Below are 18,058 nucleotides of genomic sequence, written 5' to 3'. Positions count from 1 at the left end.
TATTCAAATAGTTGATAATAAGGAAGATAAATTCTTTTATTTTCCTATGATTTCTATGGCTTGTACCGGGTCTGGGTACTGAAGTTGAAAAGCTTGATTGAGTAATCAGTCAAGCTTTTTTTGTATGTAATTATTCGGCAGGACTATCCACGGCTAGACAATTTTTGTATCTTTGCTCAACTCATGAATTTATAAACAACAAGGTGAAATATCCCATTAAAACAGAAAGATTAATCATACGGCTTGCTGAACCGGAAGATGCAGAAAGCATTTTTTCTTACCGTTCTGACTTTGCGGAAAATAAGTATCAGGGATGGTTTCCTGATTCAGTTGAAGAAGTCCGTGATTATATTAGCAATATGCCGGCGACAATGGATATTGCCAATATATGTTTTCAGTTTACCATTATTCTTGCAGATGAAAACAGGTTAATTGGTGATATGGGAATTAGCTTTACCAATCACAACAATATGCAGGCTGAACTTGGATGTACACTACATAAAGATTATCAGAAAAAAGGTTATGCTACAGAAGCATTGAAAGCAATAGTTGATTATCTTTTTGGAACGCTCGATAAACATCGGATTATAGCCTCAGTCGATCCGAGAAATACAGCTTCTATCCAGTTAATAGAGCGATTGGGGTTCAGAAAGGAAGCTCACTTTAAGGAGAGCTATTATTTGCGTGGGGATTGGGTAGATGATATAATTTATGCGCAGCTTAAAACCGAATGGGGTAATAATGATAAATATAGCAAAGAAGAGATAATGATAGACCCCCGAATTATTGCCTTGCAATTTAATGAATGTATCAGTAGGGCTGACATAAACGCACTATCCCATCCGGACACGAAAGAGAATAGAAATAAGTTTGGTATATAAACATGAAACAATGAATATTGGAGAATATAAATGAATATAGGTTACAAGGTTGGTGAGTTGATTTATGATGCAAATATATATGATGGATTAAATACCTTTCTATCTGATTTGCAATTCTACAAAAAGTGGCTACCGAAAAATAAGGAGGCTGAAATACTTGAACTGTGCTGTGGTACAGGCAGACTTACGATCCCCATTGCCAAAGATGGATACAACGAAAATTCGGAAAAACAGATATATGTTTTAACCCTTAATGATAATAAGGTATTATACGAAAAGATACAAAACCAAAGATGAAAATGGACTTTAAAATCAGAATAGCGCAACAATCTGATAGTGCTGAACTGAGAGATTTGTATAAGAATACCGTGCTTGTAGTAAACAGGCGTGATTATTCACAGGATGAAGTTGAAGATTGGGCATCATGCGGAGATGATCTTTCCAATATAGAGGAAATGATAAAGACTCACTATTTTATTGTGGCTGTTAATCAACTGTCTCAGATTGTAGGTTTTTCATCCATTACGCCGCAAGGCTATCTGTACTCTATGTTCATTCACGCAGACTTTCAAGGCAAAGGCATTGCAACTATGCTTTTGGAAGAAATAGAACGATATGCTATTACAAAAGGTATTATACAAATCACATCAGAAGTGAGTCTAACTGCTCGTCCATTCTTTGAGAAGCAAAAATACGTGGTGAAGAAGGAACAAAAACGACAGGCAAATAAATTGAATTTGACTAATTTTTGGATGGCAAAAACCTTATCTGTAATAAAACCATATCATGGTCGTATTCCTGCTTGTGGTGTGTTCTGTGGCGGTTGTCCAAGCTACACACGAGATGAAAAAATTTGTCAGGGAGCAGAGGAAAACAAAACCCGCTGTGAAAAATGTAGAACATTTTACCTGTGTTGCGTTGAGAAAGGAATAACACACTGCTACCAATGTCATCTATTTCCTTGTACTAAGTTCAAAGGTTTTACAAAACGTTGGTTAAAGTATGGACAAGACTTTATTGAAAATCAGAAATTTTTAAAGCAGGTGGGTGAAATGGAATTTTTGAGGTTTTATAATGAAAAGGTTACAGATTAAGTTTAGTCCATTTCTCTTGTATATCTAAAATGAACTAAACCTTTGTTTTTATTGAAAGTTGTTAGCCTATCTCCTTTGAAAGAAATCTCTTGAATTCTTCCTCACTGGGCAACTGGATTTTATACTTTTGTACAAAAATATTTGGGTCTAATCCTGCTGTGGCATAACGAACTAAAGTATCTCCTTTTTCAGTACAAAGCAAAATACCGATTGGTGGATTATCATCGGGCTGCATTACTTCTGCTTTGAAGTAGTTTAGATACATATTCAGTTGGGATGCATATTCATGGTGGAATTTGTCAATTTTTAAATCCACTATGACATGGCATTTCAATATGCGGTGATAGAAAACGAGGTCAGCAAAGAAGTAATCTTCATCTATCAGTATGCGTTTTTGGCGAGCTTCAAAGCAGAAGCCGTGTCCCATTTCCAGAAGGAACTTTTGTAAATTATCAAGGATGGCTTGCTCTAAATCATTCTCTGTAACTAATGCCCGTTCATTTAACCCTAAGAACTCTAAGGTCAAGGGAGTATTTATTACATCCGCAGGCTGTAGTTGTGTGGTTTGTTGTTGTACTAATGCTGAAAGTGCTTCTTTGTTTTTGGATAGTCCGCTACGCTCATAATATAATGAGTTGATTTGACGTTCCAGTTCTCTAAAAGACCAGCATCCCCTAATTGCTTCGAATTCATAAAAAGCACGTTTAGTCGGATTGTCTAATTGAGATATACTTTTTAAATGAGAATAGGGTAACTTGTTAAAGACCTTTTTAGGTGATAGCGTCAATGCATTGTTTTGTCTATCAGTTAGTTGCAATTTGGCGGATGGTGTGTGCCGAATTGGTGCAATGAATTCGGCAGACGGTGTGTGCCGAATTTTCGAACCTGACATAACGTAGTGAAGAACCTCATCTTTCAACTGTGGATACACAAGATATAAACGTCTGAAATCCCGGAATCTACGTTCGTTAAGCCCTTTGGTATTCAGTCGTTTTTCCAGCTTCTTCAAGAGTTGCTCACCATAGGCTGCACGGTCTTCTCCGTTTTGTTCAAATTCCACGATATAACAGCCCATAAGCCAGTTACGGGAAGTTAGTGCAAGGTTTACAGAGTGTGCTGCTTGTGCTTGCAGCGTGTCTTGAATGGCACTTCTCCGTATGTTTCAGCCCGCTATGTCCGAGCAAACTGGCTACTGTTTTAATATTAGCACCATTGTTAAGGATATTCACTGCAAATGAGTGACGGCCGCAATGCCAGCTTATGTGCTTGTCTATTCCGGCTCTTTTCACCCAACGCTTCACTGATTTACAGCAGCTTTCATAGGATGGTAGATTAAATATAAGCACATCTTTGTTGCCATCCGCAAGAGGTTCACCAATAATAGAGACCAAACCGTCATTCAAAGGAATGACTACTCCACTAGCAGAAGAATGCCCTTTGGTCTTATTCTGTTCAAACTTCAATAGCTTGTTTGAGTAGTCTACATTCTTATATGTAAGGTCTTTCAGTATCACATCGTGTTCGATGGCATAGCGTATCACTTTCTTGAAACGCTGATAGATACTTTTTGCTCCCTCGCCAACGCTACGGGATTGCAAATAGTCTACAAACAGAACCATCATATCTTTAGTAATAAGTTCGGGCTTGATGTTACATTCATATAATGGCTACTGTTCTTTCAGAAAATCCTTAAAACGACTGAAGGCAATTTGCATCATACGCAGGTCTTTCTTAATATTTATGGCTAATCAGTTAAAGAAATCCCTTTCTTTGGAGATTGAACGGTTCAATGCTTCGCAGAAGAAAGGATTTAGCTTTATGTTTTGATGTAAAATGCTTTTTCATAGTTCCTCTATAATAGAAGCTCACGCTAGTAGCCAAGAGGTAGTGTGGCATGTTTAGAACATGTATTCCCAAAAAGAAGAAGGAATCAGCTCTTTTGTCGAAAAAAAGTCTTATGTTTACGCACGATATGAAAAACAGGGTTTATATAGGCCCTGATATCAGTAAACAACCAACCTTGACATGTGTACAAACAGAGATAAGGCTATCTCTTTTGGGCGGGACGGCGGAGATGTCTGCCGTTTCGTTTTTTGTCTATGAGCCAGTGACGTGGTTGCTGACGAATCGTTGCCTCAAGATATTTTTCTGCAGATTCATCGTTCATATATTACCAATATTAATCAAGTAAACGCTCACCCGATATTTATTGGGGACAGACTTAATTCAAAGGAATAAAACAAGAATCTCGGATGTCAGCTTAATGCGATGAATGGTATCTTTTTGATTGAAATACCTTCTTTTTCACGACACGGCTCTCTGGCTATAAAAGCCAACGAGCGTAAACGGGGAGCGCGAACAAGCTGCCACAACCGCTTTTTAACACGATAAGCGTCGCTTTTTAACGAATATATACGTATCAACCTACACATATGGCTGTATCAACTCACACATATAGCAGTGTCAACCCACGCATATAGCCGCGTCAAGCTACACATATAGTGGCGTAAGCCTACACATATATAGGCATCGGCCCTCACATACGGTAGCGTTGGGCATTATTACCGCCTAACGACCGTAAAACATGAACTAGGGTGAATTATTTCGGCTGGAACGAAAGGCCGTTTTTTAGCAAATAGCTATCAAACAGAGAATTGCTGTTTTTTTCTCTCGAATTTGGAAGCGAGACGCACTTGGGTACGGAATAATCGTTTCTCCGGGACTTCAGATTACAAGTTGTCAAAAAGACAAATGGGCCACTTGTATCTATAGTTCCTCTGCCATTTCCCGATAACCATCGGGGGAGAGACGCTTAATGTATAATTTATGCCTTGTCAGGTGAATAACTTACGGCTGGGGGTAGCTGTAAGCTTACGAGTCTGGAAGTGGTTAGTTATTCACTTGGGAAACCTTTCTCAAGTGAGTTGGCCTGTTGATTAACAGGATATAAGACAGCGATTTATATGGCAATGGTTATCCCATGATCTCATCTGTTGGCCGACTTCTATATTTCTGTAGGTCGACTTGTCTTAGGCTGCCGGCTGAAATATAGATGAGCCTGAAGATACCCCCAATGATTATCGGGTGAACCTATAAAATACCTATAACCCGAAGCTAGCGGTACTATCAGTACTTTTGTGTCAAAGAGGAAGCTTGATTCAGATCTTATGCTTTGATAGGTTTACATTATTTTAATGTACGCCTGTACATTATATATAGTTAAAAACCTTGATGCTTGACAATCTTTTATGGGATATAAACGACTAGTTTAAACGATCGATTCTTTTAGTCATTTGCAAAGGTACGCGTTTCTTCGATACTTGCAACCCTTCTGAGCTATTTTTTTTACCCCTTATCCTCTTTCTTATCAATCAAATAGGCTATCCGTTACGAAACTGCCGATTCCTTTCACGAACCATTCTTTTTACCCCCTTAAAAAACGCAAGATCTAGACGATCGTTTAGACTAGTCGTTTTCGGGTAAAACAAGGGTGCTAAACGACGGGATGGACTTTAATTAACACTATTATTAATATTAAATTTTGAATTTATGAACAAAAGGATTTTTACCTTGTTAACAGCTGGTTTACTGCTAGGTGGACCTGCTTTTAATGCTGCGTATGCCGCTACTGATCTTACGACTAAGACCGTAATTTCCTATAGCGAGAATAAGACGGCTCTTGCTAATGGAATGAGCTTTTATCTAGGTGCGTCTGAGAATACGTTGTTGAAGGTTACAGATGTTCTTACGACGAAGGACAAAAAGAAGGTTATTTCTTTTGGTGATGCTAACGGTGATGTGACTACAGGAGTCGTATTTACTATCCGTAATTATTCATCTAACTCTTTTGAGTTGTGGGCTAATGTTGGTGGTGTGGCTTATCAGGTAGTTACCGATAAAGACGGTAATGCGTTGACTGCCGCTACCGGCAACAATCTTTCTGAGTTGAATGCTAAGTTCGCTGTATCAGAGGGCAAGTTGAAATTCTCAGGTTTGTATACAGTAACTGTACCTACAAAAGAAGTAAAGAATGGCTTGAAAGCATTCTCTTGCTCAGAGGGTATTGATGCCGCTTATTTGAATGACTATAATTCAAATGGCACAACATTGTCATTCGATTATACAACGAATGAACTGGTTGGAAATTTGTTTGATAAGGTTGTTCCCGTATCATTTACGGATGAGGTTGTGGCAACTCAACCTTCTGATGAGAATAAGTTGGCTGCCGGTACTTATTTCGTGAAAGGTGATTCGAAGAAAGTTAAGGCATTTGTTAGTGCGGTAAATGCAGAGACTCCAGATAATGACGCAATCTTGACAGCGGCTCAAGAAATTACATTCTTAGCTTTAGATCCCTCTAATCGTTATGACATCAATGGTAAGCAAGACAATGAGGGATATGCTTTGTATTGGATGAAGGGATCGGTTGCTACGGCCAACGCTGACTCTTGCTCTAACGCAAACTTTACGATTACGGCGAAAGACGTATTGAATGAGGATGGTAAATTGACGTTGACTGTTGATTATAAGAAAAAAGATCAAACAACAGCCGCGACGAAGGTTTACGTAGCTGCTGTTAAGCCATCTGTTTCTGATACGAAAACTTATGTTACTTCTGTTCTAATGTCAGGAACGAAATATTCCGCTATCCATCCTCAACTAGGTGAAAACTCTTACCTTGACGCTTCAGTATTGTTGAAGAAGAACATTGAGAATGTGGTTAATATCTACTTCACTAGCTCAACCAAGAGTGAGAATGATGAGGCTGATTCACAAACTGAGTACCATAAGTATTTGACAATAGATCCTGCTGATGGTTCAAGCTTAAGTGTCGCCGCTTATAATAGCGTAGATTTCACTATGCCGGTATCACAATGGATCGTTTCTGGCTTCAACGGCAAATATGAATTTACATTGACAAACCGTGAGACTGGTGATGATTTAGTATTACGTTTACAACCTAATGGCGCTGAAGGTGGCTATAAGGTAGTTAACGCTAAGTACAACGGCACTGATGTAACAATCGCCGCAAATAAGGGTGTAACAACAGCGTTAGCTTTAGCAAACAATACTTCCGTTAAGTTCAACACGATCGCTACGACTCGTACGGACGGATATAAGGTATTCACGGATACTCAGATCGCAGAAGGCTTTAAGATGACATTCAATGGTAAGGACGCGTTATTTGGAGAGAAAGCTCTTTACGCTATTGATGACAATGCTACTAAAACAATGAAGGCTTCAACCAAAGAGGAGAATTTAATTGTTCTTTATCCGGAAAGAATAAAGGGAGCGAAAGATCATTCTACTAAATCTCTGCAAGGTGTTGAGGATTATGTGATAAGCACAAATGCTTTCGCTTATTTGAATGATAAGGGAGAGGTTGTCATGAAGGCTGATGGCGATACATTGGTTGTTCCGACTTATGTTTTACGCTATACGGAAGCCAAAGGTGATGATGCTAAATATCTTGGCGCTGCCGCATCTAGAGATAAGGCTGCTGATGCCGCTACAGAGTTCGCTGTTGTTAAGAATGCCGCTGGCGCTTATTCTTTAGTTGCGGTGAGCGCTGTAACAGACGGTAAGCTTAGCTATGATGGCTCAACTGGTAGTAGTGCAAAAATGGCTAGCGTAAATACTACTTCTATGGCTATTACTTATGCGGCCAATCGTTACCAATCTGCTGATGATATTAATAAGACTTACGCTAACGTTGAGGTTTTGGACGCTAATCCGTTCAACCCGTCATTGGCCGCTAAACCTCGTCACGCTTCTTTCGACAATATGTTAGGTTCTATCAATTATCAGTTGAATAAGAATGGCTTCAACGAGGGCATCTTGTCCGCTGAAAGCATGATCTTCTGGTTGGATACAGCGGATAGCAAGGCTAAGACTCCGTCATTCTATATCTCTAAGGGTATTGAGGTGGCTGAAGGTGAAGAAAAACCGGCTGAAAGAATGTTCATGTTCAATCCGACAGATTCTTTGCATTATTTCGTGGAAGGTTCTGCTCAGGAATATACGGACGAGAAATATTATTTGGAAGGTTCAGGCAAGTCTGAGACGAAGGTTATCTTCCGCCCGGCTATCCTTACGGGGGTTGATACAATCACTACTACCGTGAAAGGTGAGACCGTTAAGGTTGTTAAGGAGCTTAACGATGACAAGAGCGTGAAATCAACAGATCGATTGGATGCGTTCAAGTTTAATATCACACTTGCGGAGGGAGATGATGAATATTTCGTTTCTTCTCAAAGAAAGGTCAAAGAGGGTGATGTTTATAAGACAGCTTATGTATATGCTTTGAATGGTATGTTAGGTTTAACAACAAATCCAGAAAAGGCAATGGTCTTCACGCTTGGCACAGAGGTTCCGACAGCCAACGAATCTATCGACGCAAAAGAATCTTCTATCGTAGTTGTAGCCGGTAACGGTGTCGTAACTATCCAAGGTGCCGCAGGCGAGACTGCTTACGTTCGTACTGTATTAGGCCAGACAGTTGCTGAGACAGTTCTTACTTCCGACAACGCTACTATCGCCGCTCCTGCTGGTGTAGTATTCGTAACGGTAGGTAACGAGACCGTGAAAGTAGCTGTAAAATAAGGATATTCAATAAAGGAATAATGAAATAAGATAATCAACAATTCCCGTGAGGGTTTCGATCCCAAGTAATCCGTGACGGATGAACAGGCGGGAGTTGGATTAATATTAATACTAAAGTAATAAATTAAGAGGTCCGTAAGTACCTCCGTGAGGATGGAGTACGGATAAAGAAACAAGTCTCCGGCAGGCGTAAGCTTTGCTGGGGACTTCGTATTTTGCGACCTTATTTATGTGTAACTAATGAAAAAAGAACTGTCTAATAACGTGAAAGATGGGGCCTTTTTGTATTTTTGCGGAAATTAGGAGTAATAGTAGTATCAAAAATAAGCTCAAACAATTAATGTCAAACTCAAAAATCTCAGCGGCCGCATTTGCGGACACAAAACCTCATTATGACCTTCTTGATGGATTGAGAGGTGTCGCAGCGTTAATGGTTATATTTTATCATGTATTCGAAGCCTTTGCTACGAGTCCCATTGATCAACAATTTAATCACGGTTATTTAGCCGTTGATTTCTTCTTTATCCTGTCCGGGTTCGTGATTGGTTATGCTTATGACGACCGGTGGAAAACCATGACGACAAAGGATTTTATCAAACGTCGGTTGATCCGTTTGCATCCGATGGTTGTCCTTGGAGCCGTTTTGGGAGTTATCGCGTTTTGTATACAAGGGTGTGAGAAGTGGGATGGTACGCATGTCTCTATATCCATGGTGATGCTAGCTTTGCTTATCAACCTTTTTTTGATACCGGCTGTACCCGGTTCCGGGCCTGAGATCCGTGGAAATGGTGAGATGTTTCCTTTAAATGGCCCTAGTTGGTCTTTGTTCTTCGAGTATATCGGGAATATTATGTATGCCTTGTTTATTCGTCGGATGTCAACGAAGGCGCTTATGGCACTTATTGTCTTGGCGGGAATCGGATTGGCTTCGTTCGCTATATTCAATTTTTCCGGTGCGGGGCACCTAGGTGTGGGGTGGACGATGGAAGAGTACAATTTGATCGGTGGCTTTTTACGAGTGTTATTTTCTTTCTCGATGGGATTGTTGATGTCGCGCGTCTTTAAGCCCATTCATGTCAAAGGTGCTTTTTGGATTTGTAGCTTGGCGATCGTTGTTTTACTTTCCATGCCCTATGTCGGTGACGGTGAGGCTTTATGGATGAACGGTATCTATGATTCTGTATGCGCGATCCTAATATTCCCTATGCTTGTCTATCTGGGGGCTTCCGGGAAGACAACCGATAAACATTCCGCCCGTATTTGTAAATTCTTGGGAGATATCTCTTATCCTTTGTATATGGTACATTACCCTCTTATATACTTGTATTTTGGGTGGGTGAAGAAGGAGAACCTTACATTTGCCGAGGCGTGGCCGGAAGCATTGGCCTTGGTTCTCGGAAGTATTGCGCTGGCTTATATCAGTTTGAGGATATACGACGAGCCTGTCCGCAGGTACCTGACCAAACGTTTCTTGCGGGTACGTAAATAAGCCCGATTGGATAGCCTATAGACTTGCCCCAGTACTTCGTAAGGAGTACTGGAATACTTTGATGAAAGTACCGAAGTACTTCCTACGTGGTACTGGGGTACTCCCGCCGGGAGTACTGGGCTGACTGTCGGGGGTGTCTCGCTGTTTTATCAATCTTTATCCGCTATACGATCTAAGAGGATAGACACATGTCTGCCGTCCATCAAGCCATGATGAGCCGTTACGGAGATAGGGAGCATCCGATGCCCGTTCTGCTCGATCAGCTTTCCGGTGGAGATACGGGTAGCGGAATCGCCTGTACGGAAAGAGGAAGCGTGTTTCATCTCCGTGAAGGCGATCCACGGAACCGGGGAGAAACGGACTAAGTCTTGCCGGTCTGATTCCCTATCTTTGCAAAGGCCTGTGAGAGCTTGCACACGTTCGATCTCTTTCTGTGCGTTTTGAAGGAACAGTTGCCTGTCCGGTGTATATTTGAAGAAGCCGAAGCCGAATGTTCCGTCTTCCCGCCCAATCGTTGTTCCCACGTGGATTCGGTCGAAGCAGACAGGGATGTTGTCGATGATCCGGTACCGGAACTCTTTCACCTCATTAACGGCTGTCATAATCTTATGTAAGGAGTAGAGGAAAAAAGAGGCATGATCCGCTTTCGCCTCTTTATAGATGGAGGTCACGTCTATCTGGGTGGTCAGCCCAAAGAAAGGGTCGTCCATAGAACCGAAAAACAGGAAATGTTCTTTCCGGTTCCAATGCTCTAGGTCAATAGGATGCTTCATGATTCTTTATTTGTTGGGTTTACTATTTTGTGGAAAGCGATGCGTTCCGTACCATTTGCGATGTAAATGATACCGCATTGCTTGAAGCCATGCTTTTTCAATAAGTTTTGCATGACAATATTATCCCGGTGTGTATCGATACGGATATTATCGCAATGAGCGAATGCCCATTTTAGACATTCGGTCGAGATCCCCTTTTGCTTACCGTTGGAGGCCATGCGATGGATCACGGCATAAGGTTCATCGTTCAGCCATTCGCCTTCATAGATCTTTAGGTAAGTAGGGTCGATTCCCTCGATGTAACAAAAGGTCCCCACTAACTCGCCCTGCTCATTTTCGCATACGAAACTATGGCTGGCCTTGATCTCGTTGGAGATCAATTCCTCGGAAGGATATCCATTGATCCATTGATTGCCGTTGCCATGCTCTTGCATGAATCTGCGTGCATAATCGTACATAGCCATTACCTCGGCCAGATCTTCTTGTCGTGTTCGTCTGATATTCATGATCGGTAGAAAAAGTTATCTCGCAAAAGTAGTATATTATTGTTATCTTTGCGAATCTAGTCGAAAAATATATAAACCAATTAAATCAAAATATCATGGAACCATTAAAAATTGCTACCGTGCAGTTCGAGACACGGGATAACGATAAAGTGTATAATCTTTCTATCATCCGGGAGATGTGCCGGAAAGCGTCGGTAGAGGGAGCGGATGTAGTGGCTTTTCACGAATGCTCGGTTTGTGGATATACGTTTGCCAAGGACTTGTCTCGCAAGGAATTGTTGGCTATTGCCGAACCGATCCCCACGGGGGAGAGTACGCAAGCCTTGATCGCCATCGCCAAAGAGTTTGGCGTCACGCTACTGGCCGGATTCTTTGAGCGGGATGGGGATCGCATCTATAAAGCGCAAGTTTGCGTGGATGGCAATGGCTTGAAGGCAAAGTACCGCAAGCTACATCCGTTTATTAATCCGAATATCTTGCCGGGCGATCAATATGTGGTTTTTGAGATCAAGGGATGGAAATGTGGCATATTGATTTGCTACGATAATAATATCATAGAGAATGTCCGTGCCACGGCCTTATTAGGGGCGGATATCATTTTCATGCCTCACGTGACGATGTGTACCCCTTCCCCTCGCCCCGGGGCTGGTTTGATAAATCCTATGTTATGGGAGAACCGGGCAAACGACCCGACTTCCTTGCGACAGGAGTTCGATGGCCTGAAGGGACGTGCTTGGCTTATGAAATGGCTTCCCGCTAGGGCGTACGACAATGCGGTATATGTGGTATTCTCCAATCCGATCGGGCGTGATTATAATGAGATCAAGAACGGTTGCTCGATGATTCTGGATCCTTTCGGCGATATCGTGGCGGAATGCCGTAAACTGGGTGATGATTTCGTGATCGCTACGGCTATCCCTGAGAAATTGAGACAGGCTGGAGGATATCGTTACCGAAATGCCCGTCGTCCGGAACTTTATGCGGATATTATCGGCCAACCGCATGAGTCCAATCAAAAGGTAGCATGGTTAACAGAAACAACAAATAGCAAATAAATAGTATGCAACAAACAACAATCTCTAAGTCACCTCGTGTAGAGGTGGTAGATGCGCTACGTGGTTTCGCTGTCTTGGCAATCTTATTAGTGCATAATGTGGAACATTTTATCTATCCGGTCTATCCGGACCCGGCTACGCTGCCGGGATGGTTGAACGTATTGAATGAAGGCGTGTTTACGGTGGTATTCGCTTTGTTTGCCGGGAAATCGTATTCTATCTTTGCCTTGTTATTTGGTTTTACCTTTTATATACAGTATTCGAACCAGCAGGCGAAGGGAAAAGACTTCGGTTACCGCTTCCTTTGGAGATTACTGCTGTTGACGATCTTCGCTACGTTGAACGCCGCTTTTTATCCGGCAGGCGATGTTTTGCTGCTGTATGCGATCGTGGGCGTTGTTTTGTTTATCGTGCGTAAATGGAGCGATAAGGCTGTCTTGATAACGGCTATTATCTTTTTATTGCAGCCGGTGGAGTGGTATCATTATATCGCTAGCCTGTTTAATCCGGATTACCAATTACCCAATTTAGGAGTAGGGGAGATGTACTCAGAGATGGCGGAGCATACCAAGCGGGGGGATTTATGGAATTTCATCTGGCAGAACGTGACGTTAGGACAAAAGGCTAGTTTGCTCTGGGCTGTTGGTGCCGGCCGGTATGTACAGACCTGCGGGTTATTTATGCTGGGAATGTTGATCGGGCGCAAAAAGTTATTTATCCCCTCGGAGGAGAATTCCCGTTTTTGGATAAAGACCTTGATCATTACTGCGATCGCTTTCGGTCCTTTATACCAACTGAAAGTATTGTTGATGGATACGGCGGACAGCGCTATCGTGCGCCAGACGGCAGGTGTTGTGTTTGATATGTGGCAGAAATTCGCTTTTACGTTCGTATTGGTGGCTTCCTTTGTGTTACTGTATCAGCGCGAGGCCTTTAAGCGTTTTACCTCTATCTTGCGCTCTTATGGAAAGATGAGCTTGACGAATTATGTGACACAATCTTTTGCTGGTGCGTTGATCTATTTCCCGATCGGCTTGAATCTGGCTCCTTACTGCGGTTATACGGTCAGCATGTTCATCGGTATCGCCTTTTTCTTTTTGCAAGTACGCTTCTGTAAATGGTGGGCTGAAAGACATAAACACGGACCGTTGGAAGGTCTTTGGCATAAGTGGACATGGGTAGGTTCTAAATAAGGATCAGATTATCTGGTGAAATGAGATGGGGTATGTCCCGTCTCATTTCATTACAGACAGTTCTCACTCCATAAAAGGTTTGGCATATTTAATCATTCCATGCACGTTCTTGAGTCCTTCCGGTGCCAACTCGACAACCATGCAATATTCGCTGGGGACATCGAATGGGAACTCAATGCCGAAATCAATCGCCCTTTTATATCCGAATCTCGGATAATAATCCTTATGTCCTAATAAGACGGCCGATTTATAGCCTAGCTCTCCCGCTCGCTTATGCGCTTCACGGATCAAAGCGCTACCAACGCCAATCCTTTGGTACTTCGGTACCACCGAAACCGGTGCTAGCCCAAGAGAGATCACGCTTTGGTCTTCTGATACGATTTCCACCTTACTCATCATGAGATGCCCTATGATTTCGCCGTTTAATTCAGCGACAAAGGAGAGCTCCGGAATATAAGCGTCCGTTTTTCGTAAACGTTCTACAAGGTACGGTTCGCTTTGATCACTGTCCTCCACGTCACGGAAAGCAAGTTCCACGACTTCCCTTACTGCTTGGAAATCGTTCTCTTGCTCTGGTCTAATCTTGATTTCTTTATTCATATGTTGCGTATTTCCGGTTATCGCTCAGACCCGTATCGTGAGTCCGTTTTTATCTTCTGCGTCGAACACTGCGTACCGGAGCGGATTTTTCTGCTTTCGGAGCCTTGACAGTGGGAGCTTTCTTTTCGGAGGCAGGCTCTTTGGTTGTAGTACCTTTTCCTCTTGCGGCGCTCTTTCTGGCCTTCTTCGCAGCTTTGCTGTCTACCGCTACTTGAGTCGTATCCGGTTGATACCAGAGTGATTTCTCAAAGCCCGTCAGTTGACCTTCGATACGAGCTTGCTCGTTCTTTAAGGAATCCGGTGTCGGGCAATACGCCTGCAATGGCAGATTCATCAAGTTTTGGGTCTTGATGATATCCCCCTCGAACATCCGGCGACGGAAATAGTCATCCATCGTAAAAGTCATGGCGTTATTCATATTAGACGTCATGATGTATGAATTGCTGATATACGGACGTATATTCTCGTAAGGAAGCCAGAACATAGGCATGGTTGTCTCTCCCATATCACCTGTAGAGGTAAGGATCGGGCAAATCGCCAATATCTTGACATCAAAAGCGGAATTATTCTGGTCGAAATACCATGCTTCTTTTACATAGTAAGACCGTACGTCGGCTGCAGGTATATCGCTTTCATTGATTACGAAAGTCGGTTCCTCACCCGCTCTCCCCGGTATCTCCTCATAAAGGATGTAGAAGCGATCCAGCAAATCCTTGAAGTTGATCAAATGGGCTTCGTCAAACTCCTCGTATCCGTCCAGATATTCATAGGCCTTGATCTTGTTCTCACCTAAAAGCTGGAAGATTACGGAGAAAAGATTCATCTGTCCGTTCATCGGGCGGGTCGGGTAATAAAGCGGAGCGTTCTGTTCTTTCATCAAGTCCACCTGCCGGTAGATAATACGCATCCAGCGAGCGTTCCCGATCTCTTGCGTCAAACGCTCGTTCATATCTTGGGCCCGTACGGTCAGTTCGGGTAAACCGGTATCTTTCTTATCGTTTCTTTCCCCACGGCTGGCTTGAGGCGAACGGCGACGCGTTTGTTGTTGCTGCGTAGCATCGTTCTCTGCTTCTTCTTGCGCATGAAGAGGCATCGCTGTTAAAAAAGTGGCGGCCAAAGCGGCTATGTAATACAGATGTTTCATACTGCGAATCTTAATTTACGATTACTTCGATAGTCGGTATGGTACGTTCGATACCGTCCGGACCTTTTGCGACTACACGGGTGATATAAAAACGTTTACCCTTACTTAAATTGCGGATATAGTTTTTCTGACGTTGCGAGAAGTTGGTTCCTTCGGCCACTTCCGGGATAGCGTTACCCATGGAGTCGAAGAAAGTCAGCTCAAAACGTAATACCGTATATTTTACATTTAGCAAATCATCGTCGATAGCGGCCAGAATACCGTCAGCCTCTACCAAGCTACGTTTGGCGATCATACCTCCCTTGAACTTACGGACGTTACCGTTTTGATCCTTATACTCGATATAAGGTAGGGGATCGGGGAGGGCACGCACGCGGAAGGTAGTCTTTGCCATCTCTATGTTCCGGCCATCCGCCATACGAGCGTTTACCGTGATCACGGCTTCCGTTCCTACTTTAGACGGGCGGGCTTCCCAACCATCCTTGCTGCGGGTTAATGTGCCGTTCGTCATGGTAGCTGTCACATTACCGCTCGGTACACCCGGGACGGCGATACGCATCGGGTTGGCGATACCGGCATATAATACGTTCATCAATGTCGGGGCCACGGTAGCTGTCGGCTCGGTCACGAAATACTCGCTCTCGAAATCCCGGCGCATGATGCTGCCGTCGCTATTCGGCATCTCGATATAACCTTTGATCGGGAATGTCCCGGCAGCTCCGGTATTCACCGTGAAGACTCCTTTATTCTCGTAAGGTAATTCTTTTCCGTTTACATAGATCGTAGGACGTTTCGTAGAGTCTACCGCCGATAATACGATATTCGCCTTGTACTGGCTTCCTCGCATTACGATCTGGCTTTCCGGGATTACCTGCGCCGTGATCTGGTTCACACGGTAATCGCCAACGTCTACGCTATTCAATAAGTTCGATAAGACCTCACCTTCGGCGTAGCGAACGTCACTTTGCATTTTTGTTAACAGGGTAACAGCCGCCGCTACCGGCATATTCTCGAACAAGGCCTCTTCCCAAGTACGGGTATTGATCCCCGCTTTATGAGGGGGAGTCGTGCTTAGGTTCGCCTCCAATACGGCAGTCTTCGCCGAATCTTCGATAAAGCCGCCCATCCAGATACGATACTTATCAATTTCCGCTCTCAGCTTTTTACCTTCTCCGCTTACAGGAGAGAGCATTACACGGGAGGCGGCTTCCAAATCATCCTTATGCTCGATGCTGTTTACGTTGGCATTCTCGCCATCAGCTACCTTAGCGATACGGATCTTTAAATCTTGTATATACGTATAGAGGCTATCTGAGGCTCTTTTCACCTCACGGGCCTTCAATGCCCACTCACCCACTTTCTGGGGATTCTCTTGGTAATAAGCTTCCATCTCGTCCGCTACGATCTTGTTTCGGCGGGAGGAGTTATCGATAGAGGTTCGCAAGCTACCTTCCACCAACTCAAAACCATCCAGCACCTCCGACGACACATTCAGTGCCATCATGGCGATGAACACCAGATACATCAGGTTGATCATCCGCTGACGGGGAGAATTGGGATTATTTGATATTCCTGCCATATTTCTTTACTTCATTGGGTTGTTTGTATACGGAGCCTGTTGTGGCTGTTGGTAACCATAGGGTTGCTGATATTGCTGTTGGTAACCGGGCTGTTGTGGCTGCTGATACATCGGTTGTTGAGGTTGTTGTTGCGGCTGCGCCGGTTGTTGGTAGCCCATATTCACGGTCATCGCTTGCAATAAACGACTGTATACTTGGTTCAATTCGGCCAGTTGGCGAGTCATCTTTTCCGTCTCGTTACGGAATACGGAACTATCTACCACTGATCCGTCATACATCTCACGGATACGATTCAAGCCACTATTGATGTGTTCGATAGATTCGATCTGCGAGCTGATGCTCTTCAACTGGATCTCATAGATCGTATTCAATCCGGACACATTACGATTCAATTGTTCCATCTGGTGTACGTAACCACGGGAGTTCTGGCTGATGCCATCGGAATTATCCGTGATACTCTTATAAGAGTTCAACAGCGTATCGGATACGTTCGTAAGCGAATGAGTCACTTGGCTGAAACGCTCCATGTTCTCAGACATGCCAGATAATTGCTCCAGATATTTTTGGGTAGCTTCCGTCAATTCCGCCATTTTGGAGATTTGCTCGGCCGCTCCGCTTAATTTCTTGATGCTCTCGGATAAGTTCTTGGTATCTTCTTCCGTCACGTCCAGATTACCTGCGATATTCAAGGAACCACCTCTTTGCGCGTTCGCCTTAGACGCTGCCGAACCGATATTTATTCCCCCGGCTATCTCATCGTCTTCTACATTATCCGTAGAATTGATCATGGTTGAGATCGGCGTACCGGTAAAATCCGGACGATCCATCGGGTTCTTTGATTTCAATACGGGGAAAACATCTTCCCAATGATATTCCTTGTTCGGATGCTCGAACGCCGAGATAAAGAATACGATAGATTCGGTGATCATCGCCACGAACAGGATCTGGTTAGCGTATGGTATATGTAATAACTTAAACAACGCACCGAGGATTACGATGGACGCACCCCAACTATACAGGAAGTTCAATACTCGTTTTCCTCTTTCGCTGGATAGGAACATCTCCAGTCTGTTTTTATATCTTCTATATTTTCCCATCGTTGTATTATTGTCTTAAATGATTCAAAACTTTAAATTTATA

At 43.2% G+C, this 18,058-nt stretch carries 13 protein-coding genes and 2 pseudogenes; 7 read left to right on the top strand and 8 right to left on the bottom strand.

Annotation, left to right across the window (positions count from 1 at the left end):
- The first annotated feature begins 203 nt into the window (after positions 1-203).
- The 3 genes and pseudogenes from NBH07_RS10945 (at position 204) to NBH07_RS10935 (ending at position 1,975) form a co-directional block, all read left to right on the top strand.
- Complete coding sequence (locus NBH07_RS10945) at positions 204-881, top strand: GNAT family N-acetyltransferase (RefSeq protein WP_036629099.1); 678 nt, start codon at positions 204-206, stop codon at positions 879-881.
- A 30-nt stretch (positions 882-911) separates the two neighbouring features.
- Positions 912-1,097, top strand: a pseudogene (locus NBH07_RS10940) (methyltransferase); the annotation flags it as partial.
- Positions 1,098-1,174: 77 nt separating this feature from the next.
- On the top strand, positions 1,175-1,975 hold the full coding sequence (locus NBH07_RS10935; protein WP_036629098.1) for a GNAT family N-acetyltransferase: 801 nt from the start codon (positions 1,175-1,177) through the stop codon (positions 1,973-1,975).
- Between the two features lie 61 nt (positions 1,976-2,036).
- On the opposite strand, the gene NBH07_RS10930 is transcribed toward NBH07_RS10935, so the two are convergent.
- Both NBH07_RS10930 and NBH07_RS10925 read right to left on the bottom strand, forming a co-directional pair.
- Positions 2,037-3,050, bottom strand: coding sequence for a PDDEXK nuclease domain-containing protein (locus tag NBH07_RS10930; RefSeq protein WP_005859874.1), 1,014 nt, complete (start codon positions 3,048-3,050; stop codon positions 2,037-2,039).
- Positions 3,051-3,123: 73 nt separating this feature from the next.
- A pseudogene (locus tag NBH07_RS10925) lies at positions 3,124-3,708 on the bottom strand (site-specific integrase); the annotation flags it as partial.
- A 1,816-nt stretch (positions 3,709-5,524) separates the two neighbouring features.
- Here NBH07_RS10925 and NBH07_RS10920 point away from each other — a divergent pair.
- The gene (locus tag NBH07_RS10920; protein WP_156682563.1) at positions 5,525-8,578 is read left to right on the top strand and encodes a DUF6383 domain-containing protein; all 3,054 of its coding nucleotides are present in this window, start codon (positions 5,525-5,527) and stop codon (positions 8,576-8,578) included.
- A 340-nt stretch (positions 8,579-8,918) separates the two neighbouring features.
- Entirely contained in the window at positions 8,919-10,067 is a 1,149-nt protein-coding gene (locus NBH07_RS10915) for an acyltransferase family protein (RefSeq protein WP_009016572.1), read from the top strand.
- 149 nt (positions 10,068-10,216) lie between these two features.
- Here NBH07_RS10915 and NBH07_RS10910 read toward each other — a convergent pair whose 3' ends face one another.
- Together NBH07_RS10910 and NBH07_RS10905 are read right to left on the bottom strand one after the other, a co-directional pair.
- Complete coding sequence (locus NBH07_RS10910; RefSeq protein WP_009016571.1) at positions 10,217-10,840, bottom strand: chloramphenicol acetyltransferase; 624 nt, start codon at positions 10,838-10,840, stop codon at positions 10,217-10,219.
- On the bottom strand, positions 10,837-11,346 hold the full coding sequence (locus NBH07_RS10905; RefSeq protein WP_008779105.1) for a GNAT family N-acetyltransferase: 510 nt from the start codon (positions 11,344-11,346) through the stop codon (positions 10,837-10,839). Before NBH07_RS10905 ends, NBH07_RS10910 begins: the two co-directional genes overlap by 4 nt.
- A gap of 95 nt (positions 11,347-11,441) precedes the next feature.
- Here NBH07_RS10905 and NBH07_RS10900 point away from each other — a divergent pair, with 95 nt between their 5' ends.
- Positions 11,442-12,401: a nitrilase family protein gene (locus NBH07_RS10900; RefSeq protein ID WP_009016570.1), complete on the top strand. Its 960-nt coding sequence runs from the start codon at positions 11,442-11,444 to the stop codon at positions 12,399-12,401.
- 5 nt (positions 12,402-12,406) lie between these two features.
- Positions 12,407-13,594: a DUF418 domain-containing protein gene (locus tag NBH07_RS10895; protein WP_005863273.1), complete on the top strand. Its 1,188-nt coding sequence runs from the start codon at positions 12,407-12,409 to the stop codon at positions 13,592-13,594.
- A 63-nt stretch (positions 13,595-13,657) separates the two neighbouring features.
- Here the strand turns inward: NBH07_RS10895 and NBH07_RS10890 are convergent, their stop codons facing one another.
- The 4 genes from NBH07_RS10890 to porL are packed head-to-tail and all read right to left on the bottom strand — an operon-like array spanning position 13,658 to position 18,015.
- Positions 13,658-14,194 carry a GNAT family N-acetyltransferase gene (locus NBH07_RS10890; RefSeq protein WP_009016569.1) on the bottom strand — a complete coding sequence of 179 codons (537 nt, stop codon included), beginning with the start codon at positions 14,192-14,194 and terminating at the stop codon, positions 13,658-13,660.
- A gap of 49 nt (positions 14,195-14,243) precedes the next feature.
- Positions 14,244-15,338, bottom strand: coding sequence for a type IX secretion system ring subunit PorN/GldN (porN, locus tag NBH07_RS10885; RefSeq protein ID WP_008779108.1), 1,095 nt, complete (start codon positions 15,336-15,338; stop codon positions 14,244-14,246).
- A gap of 10 nt (positions 15,339-15,348) precedes the next feature.
- On the bottom strand, positions 15,349-16,917 hold the full coding sequence (gene porM, locus NBH07_RS10880) for a type IX secretion system motor protein PorM/GldM (RefSeq protein WP_005859860.1): 1,569 nt from the start codon (positions 16,915-16,917) through the stop codon (positions 15,349-15,351).
- Positions 16,918-16,923: 6 nt separating this feature from the next.
- Positions 16,924-18,015, bottom strand: a complete 1,092-nt coding sequence (porL, locus tag NBH07_RS10875; RefSeq protein WP_011967275.1) for a type IX secretion system motor protein PorL/GldL — start codon at positions 18,013-18,015, stop codon at positions 16,924-16,926.
- Positions 18,016-18,058 lie beyond the last annotated feature (43 nt).

It is taken from the genome of Parabacteroides sp. B2-S-102, assembly GCF_023656665.1.
GTDB lineage: Bacteria > Bacteroidota > Bacteroidia > Bacteroidales > Tannerellaceae > Parabacteroides > Parabacteroides distasonis.
Note: the sequence above shows the minus strand (reverse complement) of the source record. Positions and strands in the feature narration are given on the sequence as shown.

Coding starts and splice junctions, on each gene's coding strand:
- NBH07_RS10935 (WP_036629098.1), top strand. CDS start 1,175: ATGAAAATGGACTTTAAAATCAGAATAGCGCAACAATCTGATAGTGCT.
- NBH07_RS10930 (WP_005859874.1), bottom strand. CDS start 3,050: ATGGGCTGTTATATCGTGGAATTTGAACAAAACGGAGAAGACCGTGCA.
- NBH07_RS10920 (WP_156682563.1), top strand. CDS start 5,525: ATGAACAAAAGGATTTTTACCTTGTTAACAGCTGGTTTACTGCTAGGT.
- NBH07_RS10915 (WP_009016572.1), top strand. CDS start 8,919: ATGTCAAACTCAAAAATCTCAGCGGCCGCATTTGCGGACACAAAACCT.
- NBH07_RS10910 (WP_009016571.1), bottom strand. CDS start 10,840: ATGAAGCATCCTATTGACCTAGAGCATTGGAACCGGAAAGAACATTTC.
- NBH07_RS10905 (WP_008779105.1), bottom strand. CDS start 11,346: ATGAATATCAGACGAACACGACAAGAAGATCTGGCCGAGGTAATGGCT.
- NBH07_RS10900 (WP_009016570.1), top strand. CDS start 11,442: ATGGAACCATTAAAAATTGCTACCGTGCAGTTCGAGACACGGGATAAC.
- NBH07_RS10895 (WP_005863273.1), top strand. CDS start 12,407: ATGCAACAAACAACAATCTCTAAGTCACCTCGTGTAGAGGTGGTAGAT.
- NBH07_RS10890 (WP_009016569.1), bottom strand. CDS start 14,194: ATGAATAAAGAAATCAAGATTAGACCAGAGCAAGAGAACGATTTCCAA.
- porN (WP_008779108.1), bottom strand. CDS start 15,338: ATGAAACATCTGTATTACATAGCCGCTTTGGCCGCCACTTTTTTAACA.
- porM (WP_005859860.1), bottom strand. CDS start 16,917: ATGGCAGGAATATCAAATAATCCCAATTCTCCCCGTCAGCGGATGATC.
- porL (WP_011967275.1), bottom strand. CDS start 18,015: ATGGGAAAATATAGAAGATATAAAAACAGACTGGAGATGTTCCTATCC.